The following is a 15747-nucleotide window of genomic DNA, read 5'->3' on the forward strand; positions in this document are numbered from 1 at the left end:
TGGAGCACTGATTACGCTGATTTTACTGATTTGCTTGATTTGATCATTTTTGATTTTAAAAGATTAGGGGAGATAAAAGCGGATATATTCGCTTTTATCTCCCCTAAATATTTATCAAATCCTAAAAGTAAAAATCAAGCTAATCAGTAAAATCAGCGTAATCAGTGCTCCAAGACAATTTCCCCGCGCCGAAGGCGCGCTAAGCGCATCAAGGGAAAATGCCCAGTTGCTCGTAAGCCGCGCCTACTTTGTTAATGGCTACTACGTAAGCGGCTGTACGCATATCATGGATCTGCGGGTTTGCCATCATTACATCGCGGACTTCGTGGAGGGCAGCGTGCATGGTTTCTTCCAGGCCGGAATATACCAGGTCTACTTCATCCGCGCCATGGGCAATGAATTTTCTTTCTTTATCGGAAACGGTTTTGCCGGTCAGCTCTTCGATGGTTTGCAGGATATGAATGTTCATATTTTCATCAAAGCGTTTGCCCAAACGGCCGTAGCGTACGTGGCTGAGGTTTTTCAGCCATTCGAAATAAGAAACGGTTACACCGCCGGCGTTCAGGAACATATCCGGCACCACAATCACTCCTTTCTTATTCAGGATTTCATCCGCTTCCGGTGTTAAAGGACCATTGGCAGCTTCACCGATGATCTTTGCTTTAACGTTGGGAGCATTGTGTTTATCAATTACATTTTCCAGGGCAGCAGGGATCAGGATTTCACAATCCAGCTCCAGGCCATCTGTATTTTTATTGAGGTTGGTAGCGCCGGCGAAGTTTACGATAGAACCGGTGGCTTTTTTGTGCATCAGTACTTCATCAGGATTCATACCCTGTTCGTTATAGATGGCACCATCCCACTCGATCAGGCAGATTACTTTGGCGCCTGCTTCATGGAAGTATTTGGCAGCGTGGTAACCCACGTTACCCATTCCCTGTACAATCACTCTTTTTCCTTCTATGCCGGTAGTAAGACCGAGGCGGTCCATGTCTTCCTTGATGTTACACAGTTCGCGTAAACCATAGAACACACCTAAACCGGTTGCTTCTGTACGACCGCGTACACCGCCCTGTGATACAGGTTTACCGGTAACGCAACCGTAGCCGTCAATTTCACCCGGGCGCAAGCTCATGTAAGTATCCAGGATCCAGCTCATTTCTCTTTCGCCTGTACCGTAATCAGGAGCAGGAACATCTGTACCTGGTCCGATAAAGTTTTTCTTTACCAGTTCCGCAGTATAACGGCGGGTAATCGCTTCCAGCTGGAAGGGCGTATAATTGCGGGGGTTGATTTTCAAACCACCTTTGGCACCACCAAACGGCACGTTCACAATGGCGCATTTGTAGGTCATCAGGGATGCCAGGGCCATTACTTCGTCCTGGTTTACTTCATCGCTGAAGCGGATACCACCTTTGCAGGGAAGTTTATGATGTGAATGTTGTACGCGGTAAGCTTCAATTACCTGCACAGAATCGCCTATTCTCACCGGGAATTTAATCTGGTAAACGGCGTTGCAGGCCTTGATCTGCTCCAGGATACCTTTGTCCCATTTAGTGAATGCAGCTGCTTTGTCGAAGCTTTTCTCCACACTCTGGAAGAAGCTATAATGCTGATCTTGCGACATAAATTATTGTTTTGGTATAACGATTAGATTTTAAATTTTTGGGTTACTGATTTTTATCTTTTTCTTCCAGCTTACCGATCTTTCTGTCGAGATTGATAAGAAATAATACGATTCCCAGGAAGATGATCACTAAAACACCAACAATGACATAAATTTTATCGTTGCTGCGGAAGAATTCGTTGACCGCTCCTTTCTCTGTATTCTGCTGTTGTGCATTTGCCAGTACCGAAATGAATAGCAAGGCCAGGGTCAGGCAAAATGAAAACGCTCTATTGATCATTTAAAAATATTTTTAAGCTGTAATTTCCTGTAACGTACTACCAGCGTGAATATCCACACACTCAGCAGGGTCCAGCCAATAAAGGCGGGATACAACACCAGTTTCATGGAGCCATCAGTATCTTTTGACGCAAAGCCTGGTGTGGTAGCGCTTCCCGGATGCAGGGAGTCCACCATGCGGGGAATGATATAGGTTAAGGGTATCAGCAATGCAAAGGCAAAAATGTTAAAAACTGCGGATATCCGTGCCCGTTTGTCGAGGTCGTGTATGCTCATGCGCAGCACCAGGTAAGCCATATAGATAAGAATGGCGATGGCGGTGCACATCTGTTTGGGATCGTCTGTAAGCGTGCCGCCCCAGGTATAGGTAGCCCAGAGCGTACCTGTTGCGAAGCCCAATACGCCGAAGAAAGTACCCACTCCCGCAGCGCTGGAGGCAATCACATCTTTCTTTAAATCGTATTTCGACAGATAAAGCAGCGAGTTGATAATAGATATGGTGTACATGGTATACATACATATCCACATCGGTACGTGAAAGAACAATCCGCGGGATGATTGTCCGTTGGTTCCTATTATAGGTATTTTAACAGTGAACCCGGCGATAATTACATATAAAAGAAGCAGTATCGCTAATGCTTTCCACCAATGTCTGGCCATTTTTTAATAGCTATATTCGGGGGCAAACCTACACGTTTTAAACCTAATCACAAAGATTTTCGGGGATTTTAAGTTTATCCAACGGCAGTAATTCCCCGTTAAATATCCTTTACAGAAGTGAGCTTTTTGTTTGATATTTCTAATATCAGTCTTTCCACAAAAACGGGAAAAGGATCATTGTCAGGGCAATAACCAGTATATCCATTCCCCCGAGCAACAGGAACATTTTAGGCAGTTCCGGCTGATATACCGTTACAAAGGCAGATAAAGAGATGTTGGCCAGCAGCATCAGCACCGGCATAATCAGGGGGAAACCCATCACGGCCATCAGTGCAGCATTGTGATTGGCCTGGGCGGCAATAGCCGCCAGCATAGTAAATAACAGGGAGATACTGGTACCGCCCAGGAGCACCATCCCCACAAAATAAACGGGGTTGATAATGGGATTGCCCAGGAACGCAATGCTGCAAACCAGAGCAATAATGCTCATGAGGGTCATTAATATCACATTATAGATCAGTTTGGCCGCAATAAAACAGCGCGGATTCACCAGGGAATAAAAATACAGGAGCCGTCCCCTGCTTTCCTGCATGAAACTTTTAGCGACGGCATTTACCGCCACAAACAGCTGTATCACCCAGAAAAGGGCATTCCATACTTTGTCGTCCGGTCTTCCCATCATCAGGTTGATAACAAAAACAGTAGACACAATATAGAGCAGTACCCCATAAAAAGCATACTGCTGGCGTAATTCCAGCGTAAGATCCTTTTTCACAAGGGTAAGTGTCTGATGTATGGGATTGCTTTTTTTCATGATCAGGCGCAAAGATAGTTATTCACAATTAGCTTTCAGCCGTTACCCATTTTTAAGTATATTTAGCCCCTCATTAAAAAATGACATCCCCATAGCAAAGGGGCCTTGTTAAAAGCAAACTGCTGATGAAGAAAATTCTGGTTGCCAATCGGGGAGAGATTGCATTACGCATTATGCGTTCCGCACATGAAATGGGTATAAAAACAGTGGCGGTATATTCCGAAGCGGATCGTTCCATGCCTTTTGTACAATATGCAGATGAAGCCGTTTGCATTGGTCCCGCACCTTCCAATCAATCTTACCTGCTGGGCGAAAAAATAATTGCCGTGGCTAAAGAAAAAGGAGCGGATGGCATTCACCCGGGATACGGTTTTTTAAGTGAAAATGCCCGTTTTGCGCAGCAGGTAACGGATGCCGGTATTACATTCATTGGTCCGTCTGCCGCTTCCATTGAGGTAATGGGCAGTAAGCTGGCTGCCAAACAGGCGGCGCAGAAATTCGGCGTTCCCATGGTTCCGGGCACAGAAACGCCCTTACGCAGCGTGGAAGAGGCCAGGGAAGTGGTAAAGAAAACAGGCTTTCCAATCCTGATCAAAGCTTCCGCCGGTGGTGGTGGTAAAGGAATGAGGGTGGTTAATGCCCCGGAAGAACTGGATGAGCAGATCAGGATGGCTAAAAGCGAAGCCCTCAGCGCCTTTGGTGACGATGCCGTATTTATAGAAAAGTATGTGGGTTCTCCACGGCATATAGAAATACAGGTACTGGGCGATCGCCACGGCAACTGTGTATATTTATTTGAAAGGGAGTGTTCCATTCAAAGACGCCACCAGAAGCTGATTGAAGAGGCGCCGTCGTCCTGCCTCACACCGGCCATCCGCGCCGCTATGGGCCAGTGTGCCGTAGATGTGGCCAAAGCCTGCAACTATTATGGCGCCGGCACCGTGGAATTCCTGGTAGATGACCAGTTGAACTTCTACTTCCTGGAAATGAATACCCGCCTGCAGGTGGAGCATCCGGTTACGGAACTGATCACCGGCCTCGACCTCGTAAAAGAACAGATTAAGGTGGCCCGGGGAGAAAAATTATCTTTCACCCAGGAAAGCCTGAAAATAAATGGCCATGCCATTGAACTGCGTATCTGCGCTGAAGATCCGGGCAATAACTTTCTGCCGGACACCGGTAAACTCGAATCCTATATCCGTCCGCAGGGTTATGGCGTGCGGGTGGATGACGGATATGAGCAGGGCATGGATATTCCCATTTACTACGATCCGATGATTGCCAAGCTCATCGCCTGGGGCAGCAACCGGGAAGAAGCCCGGCTTCGCCTGATCCGCGCCATTGAAGAATACCAGGTAAAAGGGATCAAAACCACCCTGCCTTTCGGTAAATGGGCGCTGCAGCAGCCTGCCTTCATTGAAGGAGACTTCGACACCAACTTTATCAATAAATATTTTACGCCACAGTCGCTGCTTACAGACGAAGCAGATGTTAATAAACTGGCGGCTATCCTGGCTGCATACGTATGGCAGCAAAACAATATAAATTTACAGGAAGCGGCTATCAGCAATCATCCACGTGAATCGGCCTGGAAAAAAAGGAATATGTTAAGATAAGCCAAAACAGTTGTTAACTTTCGTTAAAGTGTTTCCTGAAAACCCGAAAACGCATAACTTTGCGCCAATTTTAATTATGTTACGTAACGTCATCTTACAGATCCTTCAGTTCTTTTACCAGCCCTTTTCGAAGGTGATGCCCTGGCAAACCTTCCGCTACTTAGCATGTGGCGGAGGCAATACGGTGTTGGATATATGCCTGTATTATGTGTGTTATAATTTTATACTGCACCAGCAAATGGTGCACCTGGGGCCGGTTAGCATGAGTGCGCATATCGCTGCCCTCTTTATGTCCATGGCGGTTACCTTTCCTACCGGTTTCCTGCTCAGCAAATATGTAGTGTTCTCTGAATCCAATTTACGCGGACGCGTACAATTGCTCCGTTACTTCATGCTGGTAGGCATCTGTATTGTACTGAACTATTTATTAATGAAGATATTTGTGGACCACCTGCACTTGTATGCCACCGTAGGTAAGATCTGTACCACTGTGCTGGTAGTGACTTTCAGCTATCTGACCCAGAAGAAATTTACCTTTAAAGTGAAACAACAGGCATAAAGTAAAAAGGAAGGTCGCTGACCTTCCTTTTTACTTTATCATACATTTTCGTAATAGCAATGCCTGCATCTCGGTTCATACAGATCCTTCTCTCCCAGCAACAATGTTTCTTTTGATGCCGATTTACGGTAAGAGTAATTGGCAATATGACCGCACTTCACACAGATGGCGTGTAACTTGGTAATATAATCTGCTTTTGCCAGCAGGAAGGGCATCTGACCAAATGGCTTGCCTGTGAAATCCATATCCAGCCCCGCAACGATTACACGTACCCCACGAAGCGCCAGCTGATCACATACATTGGGTAACTCATCGTCAAAAAACTGTGCTTCATCAATACCCACCACGTCTACTTCCTGGGCCAGCAACAGGATTTGCTGGGAATTTTCTATTGGTGTGGAAATGATTTTATTGTCGTCATGCGACGTAAGGCTTCTTTCATCAAACCGGGTATCTATGGCAGGTCCGAATATTTCCACCTTTAAATTGGCGATACGTACCCGTTTGAGCCGGCGGATCAGTTCTTCGGTTTTCCCCGAAAACATAGAGCCGCAAATTACCTCGATCCAGCCCCTCCGCCCTCCTGCAAGAGAAGGTTCAATAAACATATTATACTAATTTGATTATTAATTAATTAAAATATTCTAATTTTATGAAAATAAAATAATTTCTATCACTAACCCGTTAACAATTAAGGCATGGAAAAAATTAATGCATTAATTGAAAAACTACAGGAATTAAAAAATTCCGGGGCTGAGCTTTCTGCAATTTCGTATTACGCGCAATTGCTCCAGGCAGAGGTGTTGCATGCGCGTAACAAGCTGCATCAGCAACAGGTGCAATCTACACAGGGAAATATCGCGGTGATCATGCCTGCGCAACAACCGATAACGGTACCAGCGCCGGCAGCAACTGCGCCGCAAACTACAACATTACCTTCAAATAAACCGGCGGAAGCACCAATTGCCACCGCTGAGCCTGAAGATATCAATACCCGTGCAGCCAGGCTAAACGATACGCCTACCCGTAATACGGTAATACTTACCGAAGATATTAATGGCCGCGCATCCAGGACGGAAGAACCTTCAGCCGGCAAACCGGCGGAAGTCCCTAAACCCGTGGAAATGCCCAAAGCCACACCGGTGGAAACGCCGATAGCGGCTGTGCCTCCGGCGGCCGACCTGGTGCCGCCCAAACCGGAACCGGTTGTCACCGCACAACCCATTCCCACGCTGGCAATTAATCAATCTCCTGTTGAAAAAACAAAACCCGCGCAGGCTGCTACCCTGTTCGACGATATACAACCTGTAAAAAACACGCCGCCGGTGGCCAACAACGGCGAACTCCGAAAAGACCTCAACGAACTTGCCGGCAGCAACGGTACTTCACTAAACGATCGTTTGCGGCAACAACAGGTAGAAGTAGCGCAGAAACTTGGTGAGATGCCTATTAATGACCTGCGGCAGGCCATTGGTATCAATGAAAAATACCAGTTCATCCAGGAGCTGTTCCGGGGCGACCGCGACCTGTACGAACGTTCTATCAAAACCATCAATGAATGTAGTAATCTCCAGGAAGCGGATTACTGGATCCAGCGTGAAATAAAAATTATACAGGGATGGGAAGACGACCATCACCTGGTGCAACACTTCTATTCGTTGCTCAAAAAACGTTTCTCCTGAATATAATCTAACACCTTTTGGGTAGCTCCGGTATTGGCGGCTACATAGTTTCCGGCGATGGCGGCTACTTCAGCACAGGCTACCTTGTCGGCCAGGAGCATCTCCATACAGGTGTGGAGGTTTCTGTAATTATGTACTACCAATGCGCCACCCGCGGCCACCAGTTCCACTGCTTCGAAGTATTTCCCGAATTCCGGTCCTATGATTACCGGCTTGCTGTAAACGGCCGGCTCCAGTATATTGTGTATGCCGTCCTTGCCAAAGCCCCCTCCAACATAAGTGATAGCAGCATAACGATAGAGCGTAGTGAGCATGCCGATATTATCTATGATCAATACATCCGCCGGCCTGTTATTTCCTTGTTTTAGTTCAGAGAAGCGCTGCGCATCCGGAAACAAAGCCAGTATCGACTGGATATGGTGATCATCAATTTCATGGGGTGCAAGGACCAGCTTTACGTCTGTTTCTTCCTTTTCTTTCCACCAGTCGCCCAGGATTTTTTCATCGGATGGCCAGGTACTACCGGCTACGACTAATCGCTTTTCGCCGGCAAAAACGGAAATTTCAGGCAATTCCCGGTATTCATTGAGCAGGGCGGCCACCCGGTCGAACCGTGTATCCCCGCTGATGCTGCTATTTTGCAACCCTATTCCGCGAAGTAATTGAAGGGATGCCTCATTCTGTACAAAAATATGTGTCAGGTGGCGCAGGAGGCCGCGGAACATGTTGCCGTACCCCTTAAAAAATACCTGATCGGGCCGGAAAATGCCAGATACCAGCAGGGTCGGGATATTCCTTTGATGGAGGGTAGTCAGGTAATGATACCAGAATTCGTATTTTATAAAGATAGCCAGGGCGGGCTGAACAATATCTATAAAATCCCGGGCGTTGCTGCGGGTATCCAGGGGCAGGTAATAAACATAGTCGGCGCCTTTATAGTCTTTCCGGACCTCATACCCCGAAGGCGAAAAAAATGTTAACAAAATTTCGTAGGAGGGCCAGGCAGCGCGGATTGCCTCCAGCACCGGCCTCCCCTGCTCAAATTCCCCCAGGGAGGCAGCATGGATCCATACTACCGGACGGGAGCCGATTCCGTCCTTCCGCATACGCGATTGCCAGTTTTGCCGGCCTTCCAGCCAGCGCCGGGCTTTGGTTTTACCTGCCAATGCGGCCAGGTGAACTCCCGCTTTATACAATTGAAGCCCTGCATTATAAATTCCTGTTGCTATCATTCGCCTGCGTACTTTTACTTAATTTTCAGCTGAATGCAAAGATAATCCCCAGCCAATCCCAAAATTTGTAAATTTGCACACTTTAAACAAAATAAAAATATACGATCATATGGTTCCGATTCAGATGGTAGACTTGAAACGCCAGTATACGAAGATTAAATCACAGGTAGATGCAGCCATCGGCGAAGTGCTGGATAGTTCCGCTTTTATTAATGGTGGCGCGGTTCAGAAGTTTAGCACTGAATTGCAGTCATACCTGGACGTAAAGCATGTGATTCCCTGTGCAAATGGTACAGATGCGCTTCAAATTGCCATGATGGCGCTCGGACTGGAACCAGGCGATGAGGTAATAACCCCTTCATTCACTTTCATAGCCACCGCAGAGGTAATCGCCCTGTTACAACTGAAACCCGTTTTTGTGGATGTAGATCCTCAAACCTACTGTGTGGATGTAGCTGCCATAGAAAAAGCAATTACCCCCAGAACCAAAGCCATCGTGCCGGTACATTTATACGGTCATGTAACGGATATGGAACCGTTGATGGCGCTGGCGGCAAAACATAAACTGTACGTGATTGAAGATAATGCCCAGGCTATTGGCGCCGATTATACTTTTAGCGACGGCACAAAGAAAAAAGCCGGTGCTATTGGTCATATTGGCTGCACTTCTTTCTTCCCTTCAAAAAATCTGGGTTGCTATGGTGATGGTGGCGCCATTTTTACAAATGATGATGAACTGGCGGCGAAAATCCGCATGGTTGCCAATCATGGCCAATCTGCCCGCTATTATCATGATGTCGTAGGCTGCAACTCCCGTCTCGATTCTGTACAGGCAGCCGTATTGCGTATTAAACTTCCATTACTCGATCAATATATTACTGCACGTCGTGCAGTGGCAGATGCTTATGATGCTGCATTTGCTGATATGCCACAAATAACAACACCTTATCGCGCTCCTTACAGCTACCATGTATTTCATCAGTATACACTGCAGTTAAATGGCGCTGACAGAAATGAGCTGCAGAAATACCTGGCAGAAAAAGAGGTGCCTGCAATGATATATTATCCTGTTCCTGCCCACCGCCAGAAAATGTTCGAGCACTTTGGTGGCGCAGCCTTTGATCTTCCCGTAACCGATAGTCTCACCACAAAGGTGATTTCCTTGCCAATACACACTGAAATGGATCCCGATCAATTGGAGCACATTATCCAATCCGTTAAATCATTTTTAAAATAATCACCCCGCATGAAAATTACAGTAGTAGGAACTGGTTATGTAGGTCTTGTAACCGGGACTTGTTTTGCCGAAACAGGAAATGATGTCACTTGTGTAGACATTGATGTCAACAAAGTAAAAAAGCTTTCGTCAGGTCAAATTACTATTTATGAACCTGGCCTGGAAAAATTATTTGAGCGCAACCTCAAAGAGGAACGTTTGTTCTTTACCACTAGTTTGGAAGAGGGCATTAAGGATGCTGAAGTAATTTTCCTTGCATTGCCTACCCCTCCGGGAGCAGACGGAGCTGCAGATCTTTCCTTTGTGCTGAATGTAGCAGAGCACCTGGGTAAAATTATGACTGACTACAAAGTTATCGTAGACAAAAGCACCGTACCTGTGGGTACCGCAGAAAAGGTAATCGCTGCCATCGCGAAAAATTGTAAAACCCCATTTGATGTAGTTTCCAACCCCGAATTTTTACGTGAGGGAGTGGCGGTAGACGACTTCATGAAACCAGACAGGGTGGTGATTGGCACTATGTCTGAAAGGGCACGCAAAGTAATGGGAGAATTGTATGCTCCTTTTGTGAGACAAGGAAATCCTATTCTTTTCATGGATGAAAAATCGGCAGAACTCACCAAGTATGCTGCCAATTCCTTCCTGGCCACAAAGATTTCCTTCATGAATGAAATTGCGGTATTATGTGAAAGACTCGGCGCTGATGTAGATATGGTGCGCAAGGGTATTGGTAGTGATGACCGTATTGGTAAGCGCTTCCTTTTCCCGGGTATCGGATACGGCGGCAGCTGTTTCCCCAAGGATGTACAGGCATTGGTAAAGTCATCGCAGGATGCACAGTACGAATTTAAGATACTGAATGCCGTAATGGATGTAAATGAAAATCAGAAGCTGTTTCTTCTTCCGAAAATAAAAAGTTTCTTTAAAAACGATCTGAAGGGCAAGCATTTTGCGCTCTGGGGACTTGCCTTCAAACCCAATACAGATGACATCAGGGAAGCACCGGCATTGTACATTATTGAAGCATTGCTGGCAGAAGGCGCCACTGTAAGTGTTTTTGATCCGGAAGCTATGGCAAATGTAAAACAGGTAGTGGGAGATAAAATCATCTACGCCGAACATCAATACACTTGCCTGGAAAACGCAGATGCGCTGATTATTGCTACAGAATGGAGTGTATTCAGGACTCCTGACTTCCATAAAATTTCGGCCAGTCTTAAAAATCAGGCTATTTTTGACGGCAGAAATCTTTTCGAAGTCTCCCGCATGAAAGAACTCGGTTACCATTACGAAAGTGTAGGACGTATACCAGCAACATTGTAATTACTTATAACAACAACATGGAAAAGAAAAAAATACTTATTGCCGGTGCAGCTGGATTTCTTGGCTCCCACCTTTGTGATCGTTTTATAAAAGAGGGTTTTCATGTAATAGGCATGGACAACCTCCTTACCGGCAATATCAAAAATATAGAACATCTTTTTCCGTTACCGGAATTTGAATACTATCACCACGATGTTACCAAGTTTGTGCATGTTCCGGGAAAACTGGATTATATACTGAACTTTGCTTCCCCGGCCAGCCCCATTGATTACCTCAAGATGCCTATCCAGACGCTGAAAGTAGGATCATTGGGAACGCATAACCTGCTGGGACTGGCAAAGGAAAAAAAGGCACGTATCCTCGTAGCTTCCACTTCTGAAGTATATGGTGATCCAAACGTACATCCGCAACCGGAAGAATACTGGGGTAATGTAAATCCCGTAGGTCCCAGGGGAGTATATGATGAAGCCAAAAGATTCCTGGAATCTATTACCATGGCTTATCATAATTTCCACGGTGTAGACACCCGTATCATCCGTATCTTCAACACTTACGGTCCGCGTATGCGACTCAATGACGGTCGCGCACTGCCCGCATTCATGAGCCAGGCGCTGAATGGTCAGGATCTCACCGTATTTGGCGACGGCAGCCAGACCCGTTCCTTCTGTTATGTAGATGACCTCGTGGAAGGTATCTATCGTTTATTATTAAGCGACTACCACCTGCCTGTTAACATCGGCAATCCACAGGAAATCACATTGAACCAGTTTGCTGAAGAGATCATTGCATTAACAGGTTCAAAACAAAAGATTGTTTACCATCCGTTACCAAAAGACGATCCGAAACAACGTCAGCCTGATATTACCAAAGCACGTACACTGTTAGGTTGGGAACCAAAAGTAGGCAGACAGGAAGGATTAAGGATCACTTATGAATATTTTAAAGAAGCCTTATTAAAATAAACTTTTCTCCGGAATGAAGCGAAAACTATTAATTACCGGTGGTGCGGGATTCATCGGTTCACATGTGGTAAGGCTATTTGTCAATAAATATCCCGACTACCAGATCGTAAATCTTGATGCTCTTACCTACGCCGGTAATCTGGAAAACCTGACAGATGTAAAAGATAAACCGAATTACATTTTTGAGAAGGGCGATATCACGGAAGAATCTTTTGTTGATGACCTTTTCACCAGGTACGAGTTCGACGGTGTGATTCACCTGGCTGCGGAAAGCCATGTAGACCGCTCCATTATGGACCCGCTGGCGTTTATCAAAACAAATGTGTTAGGTACTGCAGTATTGCTGAACAATGCACGGAAACACTGGAAAGATAACATGAACGGGAAACTTTTCTATCATGTGTCCACGGACGAAGTGTATGGATCACTGGGAGAGGAAGGTTTTTTTCTTGAAACTACCGCCTACGATCCGCGTTCTCCTTACTCCGCTTCAAAAGCGAGTTCGGATCATTTTGTAATGGCCTATTATCATACTTATCACTTACCAGCTGTTATATCCAATTGTTCCAACAACTACGGTTCTCATCATTTTCCTGAAAAGCTGATACCGCTGGCTATTCACAATATCAAAAACAATAAGCCGGTACCCGTTTACGGAAAAGGGGAAAATATACGCGACTGGTTATACGTAAATGACCATGCCCGCGCAATTGACACTATTTTCCATCATGGGAAAGTGGGAGAAACCTATAATGTAGGCGGATTCAACGAATGGAAAAATATTGACCTGATTCAATTATTGTGTAAAATCATGGATAAGAAGCTGGGGCGGCCAGAAGGCACCTCTGCGCAGCTGATTACTTTTGTAAAGGACAGGGCCGGGCATGATCTCCGCTATGCTATTGACGCTACCAAGCTCAATAAAGAACTGGGCTGGGAACCCTCTCTCCAGTTTGAAGAAGGCCTGGAAAAAACGGTCGACTGGTACCTGGAGAATGAAACCTGGCTCAACAATGTTACCAGCGGAAACTACCAGCAATATTATAACGAACAATATCAAAAAAGATAGCTGCCGGCGGTTGGCTTTTATAAGCTAACCGCTCACAGCTTTTAGTTATTACACATGCCTTTTCAACAAACCGGAATACCTGACCTGTTAATTTACGAGCCAAAAGTTTTTGGCGATCACCGTGGTTACTTTTTCGAAAGCTATAACGCCAGTACCTTCAGTGCAGAAGGTATTGAATATAAATTCGTACAGGACAACCAGGCCCGTTCCACCTATGGTGTACTACGTGGACTGCACTACCAGCTGGAACCTCATGCACAAACAAAACTGGTAAGGGTATTGGAAGGAAGCATCATAGATGCGGTGGTAGATATCCGCAAAGGTTCCCCCACTTACGGTAAATCTTTTGCCATTGAGTTAAGCGCCAGTAATAAACTGCAACTACTGGTCCCTAAAGGATTTGCGCATGGTTACGCAGTGATCAGTGAAACAGCAGAAGTAATGTATAAATGCGACAACTTTTACCACAAAGGCAGTGAAGGCGGCATCATCTATAATGACCCCGCCCTGGGAATCGACTGGGGTATCAACCTGGATGATGCGGTGGTTTCAGACAAAGACCTGATCCTGCCCACGCTTGCAGATATTCAACATAACTTTATTTTTAACAGCTGATCATTTGCCATGAAGAATATTCTTGTTACCGGCGGAAACGGCCAACTAGGACAAGCCCTGCAAAAAGTGGCAGGCGATTATCCGCAATTCAACCTGTTATATACCGACTACCAGGACCTTGATATCACGGACGCGGATGCCCTGGCCGCTTATTTTGCTGCCCAACAGATCGATGCCTGTATTAACTGCGCTGCCTATACAGCAGTAGATAAAGCAGAAGAAGATGAAGACAAGGCATTCCTCCTTAATTTCCAGGCGGTACTGAGCCTGGCGGAAATATGCGCTCAATATAATGCCCAGCTGCTGCATATCTCCACGGATTATGTATTCAGCGGAAAACAGAATGTACCTTACACAGAAAGCGACGATACTGATCCTGAAAGCATTTACGGCGCCTCTAAAGTGCGCGGGGAAGCTGCTGCTGCCGGTTATAATCCCGACACCATTATACTCCGTACTTCCTGGCTCTACTCCGAATTCGCGGTTAACTTCGTTAAAAGAATGAAACAACTGATGCAGGAAAAACAGGAGCTGAACGTTGTTTTTGATCAAACCGGCACCCCTACTTACGCAGGCGACCTGGCAAAAGCAATCCTGGACATCTTACAGTATAAATCAGCCAATCCGGATGCAGCCATCGGCGGGGTATATCATTACAGCAACGAAGGCGTAACCAGCTGGTTTGATTTTGCAGTAACCATCAAAGAAATGACGAACGCCACAACTGCCATATACCCGGTTACTTCCGACAAGTATAAAACGGCCGCTAAACGCCCGGCCTACAGCGTATTAAACAAGGAAAAAATTAAAAGCACTTTTGGGATTACTATTCCCTATTGGAGAGATAGTTTGGCCCAATGCCTGAAAAATATATAACCAGAGCGGAGGTTGTCTTTCTCAGGATTACGCTGATTATGCTGATTACGCTGATTTTATTTTTTTGGATTTTAAAATGATTGGGGAGATATAAGCGGATGATAGGGATTGGGTTAAGGATTGACCAGGGGATGCTTCATTGATACCTAACAGATACTTAGCATATGCTTAATACATGCTTAATACATGCAGATAACCCGGAGGTGACGTGGAGGTGACGTGGACTTGATGCCAGGACCTTTTACCACAGGGCTTTACAGAGGAAAAGACGCGGAACGTTTATACGAGCACTACCATATAAGTGAAACGGCGTTCTGACATACTGGTGAAAATGAGTGTGCGGTATTCAATACAGGAATTAGCATCTGACCGGTGTATTAATCTTCAAAAATCCCTCCAAAATCACAAAAAGCTAATCAGTAAAATCAGCGTAATCCTGAGAAAGACAACCTTCGCGCTAAAGCATTTTTATTTCTTCAGCGCCGTGATCATAGTTCCTCCCATGTCCTTTCCATCCTTGCTGGAAGAAGTTTTCACCGGTCCGAAATCAGGGGCAAACCATTCAATAGCACTGAATTTCATCGGAATTCCCTGCCCCATCATTTTCATCTGGAAATTAATATCATAAGCTATTTTAAAACAATCCCAGCTGCCTGCCGGTGTAGTTACTTTTTCTTTTCCCAGTACTTTCCGGTTGCTGATTACATAACTGATTCCCATTTCCATGCCTTTCACATTACCGTTCATTTCAAAGGTGCCACCCGGTAACTCTTGTCCGGCGTGCATTCCGGATGGATAATCCAGGAAAGAAGCATTGGTTTTGCCTTCCATCTTCATGTCTTTCATCTGCGGCATTACAGGAACGCTCATCTTCATATCAATGGCTACCCCGTTTCCGCTGCATTTAAAATGCCCGGTACCGGAAGTTACCTCCTTATTACTTTTGTCATAAAAGGTATTGGTAAAATCAGACACCGTTCCAGTCTCATCTTTGTGCACGTTCGTGATTTTGTAAATAGTTTTGCCACTGGCCACGCCTTTCGCATCCAGGATGGTCATCTCAATTTCCGCATTGTTGAGCAGGTAATAGTATCCTTTGCAATCCTGCGACAGTGCTGGTACCGTAAATATCAGCGCCAATAAAAGAAAGAGTGCTTTTTTCATAATATTTTATTTGGGGTAAGAAATCTCAGACC

General features: G+C 45.6%; 16 protein-coding genes. 9 read left to right on the top strand and 7 right to left on the bottom strand.

Going from position 1 to position 15747, the window contains the following annotated elements; all coding sequences use genetic code 11:
- Positions 1 to 208 precede the first annotated feature (208 nt).
- From AB6805_RS26965 to AB6805_RS26980, 4 genes are all read right to left on the bottom strand, one after another.
- Positions 209 to 1627, bottom strand: coding sequence for a Glu/Leu/Phe/Val dehydrogenase (locus AB6805_RS26965; RefSeq protein ID WP_079470855.1), 1419 nt, complete (start codon positions 1625 to 1627; stop codon positions 209 to 211).
- A 43-nt stretch (positions 1628 to 1670) separates the two neighbouring features.
- Positions 1671 to 1907 carry a CcmD family protein gene (locus tag AB6805_RS26970; RefSeq protein ID WP_370912538.1) on the bottom strand — a complete coding sequence of 79 codons (237 nt, stop codon included), beginning with the start codon at positions 1905 to 1907 and terminating at the stop codon, positions 1671 to 1673.
- The gene (gene ccsA, locus AB6805_RS26975) at positions 1904 to 2566 is read right to left on the bottom strand and encodes a cytochrome c biogenesis protein CcsA (RefSeq protein ID WP_370912539.1); all 663 of its coding nucleotides are present in this window, start codon (positions 2564 to 2566) and stop codon (positions 1904 to 1906) included. Before ccsA ends, AB6805_RS26970 begins: the two co-directional genes overlap by 4 nt.
- Before the next feature lie 145 nt (positions 2567 to 2711).
- Positions 2712 to 3380 (bottom strand): heme exporter protein CcmB, encoded by a 669-nt coding sequence (locus AB6805_RS26980; protein ID WP_370912540.1) that lies wholly within the window; start codon positions 3378 to 3380, stop codon positions 2712 to 2714.
- Between the two features lie 125 nt (positions 3381 to 3505).
- Here AB6805_RS26980 and accC point away from each other — a divergent pair, with 125 nt between their 5' ends.
- Together accC and AB6805_RS26990 are read left to right on the top strand one after the other, a co-directional pair.
- Positions 3506 to 4996, top strand: a complete 1491-nt coding sequence (gene accC, locus AB6805_RS26985; RefSeq protein WP_370912541.1) for an acetyl-CoA carboxylase biotin carboxylase subunit — start codon at positions 3506 to 3508, stop codon at positions 4994 to 4996.
- Between the two features lie 76 nt (positions 4997 to 5072).
- Complete coding sequence (locus tag AB6805_RS26990; protein WP_370912542.1) at positions 5073 to 5555, top strand: GtrA family protein; 483 nt, start codon at positions 5073 to 5075, stop codon at positions 5553 to 5555.
- 38 nt (positions 5556 to 5593) lie between these two features.
- Here the strand turns inward: AB6805_RS26990 and AB6805_RS26995 are convergent, their stop codons facing one another.
- Complete coding sequence (locus AB6805_RS26995) at positions 5594 to 6163, bottom strand: thymidine kinase (RefSeq protein WP_370912543.1); 570 nt, start codon at positions 6161 to 6163, stop codon at positions 5594 to 5596.
- 90 nt (positions 6164 to 6253) lie between these two features.
- On the opposite strand from AB6805_RS26995, the gene AB6805_RS27000 reads away from it, so the two are divergent.
- Complete coding sequence (locus AB6805_RS27000) at positions 6254 to 7237, top strand: hypothetical protein (protein ID WP_370912544.1); 984 nt, start codon at positions 6254 to 6256, stop codon at positions 7235 to 7237.
- Here the strand turns inward: AB6805_RS27000 and AB6805_RS27005 are convergent.
- Entirely contained in the window at positions 7207 to 8469 is a 1263-nt protein-coding gene (locus AB6805_RS27005) for a 3-deoxy-D-manno-octulosonic acid transferase (protein ID WP_370912545.1), read from the bottom strand. The genes AB6805_RS27000 and AB6805_RS27005 overlap by 31 nt on opposite strands.
- A 109-nt stretch (positions 8470 to 8578) precedes the next feature.
- On the opposite strand from AB6805_RS27005, the gene AB6805_RS27010 reads away from it, so the two are divergent.
- The 6 genes from AB6805_RS27010 to rfbD are packed head-to-tail and all read left to right on the top strand — an operon-like array spanning position 8579 to position 14551.
- Positions 8579 to 9706, top strand: a complete 1128-nt coding sequence (locus AB6805_RS27010) for a DegT/DnrJ/EryC1/StrS family aminotransferase (RefSeq protein ID WP_370912546.1) — start codon at positions 8579 to 8581, stop codon at positions 9704 to 9706.
- 9 nt (positions 9707 to 9715) lie between these two features.
- A complete protein-coding gene (locus AB6805_RS27015) occupies positions 9716 to 11029 on the top strand; it encodes a UDP-glucose/GDP-mannose dehydrogenase family protein (RefSeq protein WP_370912547.1) in 1314 nt (437 codons plus the stop codon).
- Positions 11030 to 11046: 17 nt separating this feature from the next.
- Complete coding sequence (locus AB6805_RS27020) at positions 11047 to 11991, top strand: UDP-glucuronic acid decarboxylase family protein (protein ID WP_370912548.1); 945 nt, start codon at positions 11047 to 11049, stop codon at positions 11989 to 11991.
- 13 nt (positions 11992 to 12004) lie between these two features.
- On the top strand, positions 12005 to 13060 hold the full coding sequence (gene rfbB, locus AB6805_RS27025; protein WP_370912549.1) for a dTDP-glucose 4,6-dehydratase: 1056 nt from the start codon (positions 12005 to 12007) through the stop codon (positions 13058 to 13060).
- Between the two features lie 54 nt (positions 13061 to 13114).
- Entirely contained in the window at positions 13115 to 13675 is a 561-nt protein-coding gene (gene rfbC / locus AB6805_RS27030) for a dTDP-4-dehydrorhamnose 3,5-epimerase (RefSeq protein WP_370912550.1), read from the top strand.
- 9 nt (positions 13676 to 13684) lie between these two features.
- The gene (gene rfbD, locus AB6805_RS27035; RefSeq protein ID WP_370912551.1) at positions 13685 to 14551 is read left to right on the top strand and encodes a dTDP-4-dehydrorhamnose reductase; all 867 of its coding nucleotides are present in this window, start codon (positions 13685 to 13687) and stop codon (positions 14549 to 14551) included.
- Between the two features lie 468 nt (positions 14552 to 15019).
- Here the strand turns inward: rfbD and AB6805_RS27040 are convergent, their stop codons facing one another.
- Positions 15020 to 15715, bottom strand: coding sequence for a hypothetical protein (locus AB6805_RS27040; RefSeq protein ID WP_370912552.1), 696 nt, complete (start codon positions 15713 to 15715; stop codon positions 15020 to 15022).
- Positions 15716 to 15747: the final 32 nt, after the last annotated feature.

The organism is Chitinophaga sp. RCC_12 (assembly GCF_041360695.1).
Classification (GTDB): domain Bacteria; phylum Bacteroidota; class Bacteroidia; order Chitinophagales; family Chitinophagaceae; genus Chitinophaga.